The organism is Photobacterium sp. OFAV2-7, from assembly GCF_022347985.1.
Lineage (GTDB): Bacteria > Pseudomonadota > Gammaproteobacteria > Enterobacterales > Vibrionaceae > Photobacterium.
The window spans coordinates 1-3,461 of sequence record NZ_JAKRFQ010000554.1; the positions used below are offsets into that span (position 1 = coordinate 1).

Sequence of the window (3,461 nt, forward strand, 5' to 3'; positions counted from 1 at the left end):
AAAAGAGCTAGCTGATCAGGTGAAATCCGAGATTATCTCCAAAGTGAAGAACAAAACCGGCACCCTAGGTGTAAATGGTTCCGCCGGCGCCAGCGCTGCCACCTCTTCTGAAATGGAAGCAATTGCCAATGTAGAGCTCGAAGGTGTGGAAATCATTCGTTCGTTCCGCGGACCTGATGGTTACTTCTATGTACACGCTGGCCTGCCACGTAACGTTTTCAAGCAGAATGTTGAAAACATCGTTACTGCCGTAAACACACAGGCTCCGGCACCAGAGCAAAAGCAAGTAGCTGTAGCTCCTCAGTCTACTCCAGCGCAAAACAAAAAGCTGGCAGATGAAATAGCACAAGCTCTTGGTGAGATGTAAGGAATAATCGATATGGCTAAGTTTGTTACATCAATTGTGCTTGGCATGAGCTTGATTTCAAGCTTAGCCATTGCCCAAGATACGGTAGAAACCGACAGCTTCAGCGCGAGAAAAGCGAGTATGCTCTCGTCATTCAGCGAATCTAAACAGGCATCGATTGACGCTTTCGAAAACTCGAAAGCAGAATATCTGGCAAAGTTTAACGAGGTAAAAAAAGAGCTTTCAGAGAAGTGGGACACGCCACAACTGACAAATAAAACTACCTGGGTCCAGTACAGTCAAAATAACGATATCAAACGCTCGGTCAATTTTGAAACTGGAGAAATTACTGTCGAGGTTGTCGGTAATAATCTAACTGAAAAAGAGCTCAACGCCGTCGTTAATAATCAACTCAATGAGCTGAAAACAGAAACGACAGCCCAGGCTTACAACAAAGATCCTGTTCTCGCGGGTGCTACCCCCTCACGCCTGACAGCGAACGAAAAAGTCTTGCCTGATGTTAATGTCAATGAGCTGACCCGCACCGCCAAAACATCATCGTTTAAGCAAAACAACGGGTTGCAGCTGACCAAGGTCAGCATGTCGTACCCGACCGACCGTATTGCAAAAAAAGCGATGACCTATATGCCTACCGTTCTAAAAAACGCCAGCAAATGGGAAGTCGAACCAGACCTGATTCTGGCTATTATGCACACTGAAAGCCATTTCAACCCAATGGCACAGTCCCATATACCAGCGTATGGTCTGATGCAGGTCGTCCCGACCTCAGCTGGCCGCGATGTCACCAAGCGCTATTTAGGCCAGGAAAAGCTTCTGCCACCAGAGGTTCTGTTCAAGCCGGACTTTAACATTGATATTGGTACGGCCTACCTCAATGTTCTTCAGGCGCACTACCTGAGAAAAGTCAATGACCCGACCATACGAACCTATCTGGCTATATCTGCTTATAACGGCGGTATCGGGGCCGTTGCCAAACACTTTACAGGAAAAGGGTCTCTGTCCCGCCTTGCTGACAAGGTAAATACGCTGCAACCAGACGATGTGTACCAGTCATTAGTCAATGATTTCCCCTACAAGGAAACCAGAAACTACCTGAAGAAAGTTCACACCAAGCAGACCTATTACAAGAATCTACTTCAGGCTAGTGTAATTTGATGATTAAGAACATTTTAACCTTAGCGCTACTAATACCAATTACGGCTTGGTCTGCTCCGAGTTGGGTTGAGGCTCCGGAGCCTATTCCAGGCTATATCACAGGTATTGGCTTGGGCGAAAACATAGAGAAAGCCAAGCAAGATGCCATGGCTGATATCGCCAAATCACTCTATTCAAATGTAAGTAGCTCTGTTAATGTCAATATTTCGACCTCGCAGAGCGGCGGAAACTACCAGACAGAGGCCTCTAACTCAATTGACAGTAGCAATGTGCTGTTACCCAAGATTACCTGGAAGAATATTGCTGCCGATGAGGGCATCTACTACGCAATGGGAGTGGTGAGCCAAAGCGAAACTGTAGCTCTTTACGAGAGTTCACTGCAGATGGCTTTAAAACCGTTTGGGGCGATTTCTGAAAACACTGAGCTTTCTCTCAACGATTACTTGTATATCCAGGCTAATGAAAGCCAACTCACTTTGGCTTCTGAGCGTGCGATTGTCATTCAATCTCAATCGAAACAGGCAGGCAGTTACCTTAATAAAATCGCGAAACTGTTCGATAAAAGAAACCAATTTTCCCAGAGTACATGCTTTGAGGTCAAAAAGAGCCGTTCTCGCCTCGATGATAAGTTCTACCTGCCAGCCATTGAAAGTGCGATTCAGTCTGACAAGTTCGCATTGGGCCAAAGTTCCCTATCCAATCAACGCACTTCGTGCATACCGGTAAAGTTCCGGGCCAAGACAACCAAATCTGGCAAAACTATTGCCAACGTGTCCATGCAACTCACAATTGGTAGTCCCGCGAGCATTAGCAAAGTGGTACACTTTCAAGGGCAAAGCACCGGCTCATATAAATCAGCCATGATTGATGCTGCCGATAACTTCTCAACCTATTTTGCCCAGCACGGAGGCTTGTTACACAATATGCTAAATAAGCCGGGAAGCTCACTGACCATAGAGCAATAAACCACAAAATAATATGCAGCTATTTCTTCTCTTTTCAGTTTTCATTAGCATGCTGGTGCTCGTTCGCCAGCTTGAGGTTTATGCTGCATCCAAGTTGGCGCAGTACGGAAAATACCGTTTGCGCTACCTTACTGCCTTTATCGGCACCCCGGTTCATGAACTCAGCCACGCCTTGCTGTGCGTGCTTGCCCGGCATAAGATCCATGAGATCAAGCTGCTGCAATTAAACGGCAGTAGTCAACTTGGTTATGTCCATCACAGCTTTAATCCTAAGAGCCTTTACCAGCAATGCGGACGGTTCTTCATTGGCATTGCCCCCATCTTCGGCGGTCTATTGACCATGGCTATCATATCGGCAGCTATCTACCCCAATTACGGCTTTGGGCAGCTGATAGGAGCCAACCAGAACAAGCTGTTAGCTGTCAGCAGTATCTCTGGTTACCTGGACGTTTTTGCACTAAATATAGGACACGCTCTGACGCTCTTTACCGAGCTTTTAAATCAGGGAAAACTGAAGTTTATCGTTTGGTTTTTTGCGATGGCATCCATTACTAGCCATATTTGTCCTTCTGCCTCAGACATGAAGGGGGCGGCAAGCGGCGTCCTATTCCTATCGGTCCTACTCGCTTTTCTCTTCTTCGCTGCAAATATTAATCTCTACAGTATCGCCTTAACAGCCATCAGCCTGCTGCTGGGTATCCTGATGCTTTTTTTTCTGGTGCTTATCATCTATTTCCTACTGCTTATCGCTCTTGCCAAGCTGCTGCCTTAATACCAAGTGCTTAATCTTTTTCTCTTCTTTTTGCGTATTTTTCTCTGGATTTCCGTCCCTCGTTAATTGACCCTTTCTCCGCCAGCCGCAAATGCTACTTCGCTGGCAGAAGCTTATGCAAAACAGGGCAATCATGAGCAAGCCATATTCCGACAAATAAAAAGGCCACCTTTGGGGTGGCCTTCACATGTTCATTGTCGCT

The 3,461-nt window shown here is 46.3% G+C and carries 3 protein-coding genes and 1 pseudogene; all 4 read left to right on the plus strand.

Annotation, left to right across the window (positions count from 1 at the left end):
* Positions 1-367, plus strand: a pseudogene (locus tag MHN01_RS20730) (hypothetical protein); the annotation flags it as partial.
* 12 nt (positions 368-379) lie between these two features.
* Positions 380-1,522: a murein transglycosylase domain-containing protein gene (locus MHN01_RS20735; protein ID WP_239413162.1), complete on the plus strand. Its 1,143-nt coding sequence runs from the start codon at positions 380-382 to the stop codon at positions 1,520-1,522.
* Complete coding sequence (locus tag MHN01_RS20740; RefSeq protein WP_239413163.1) at positions 1,522-2,487, plus strand: LPP20 family lipoprotein; 966 nt, start codon at positions 1,522-1,524, stop codon at positions 2,485-2,487. Before MHN01_RS20735 ends, MHN01_RS20740 begins: the two co-directional genes overlap by 1 nt.
* Before the next feature lie 13 nt (positions 2,488-2,500).
* Positions 2,501-3,259 (plus strand): hypothetical protein, encoded by a 759-nt coding sequence (locus tag MHN01_RS20745; protein WP_239413164.1) that lies wholly within the window; start codon positions 2,501-2,503, stop codon positions 3,257-3,259.
* Positions 3,260-3,461: the final 202 nt, after the last annotated feature.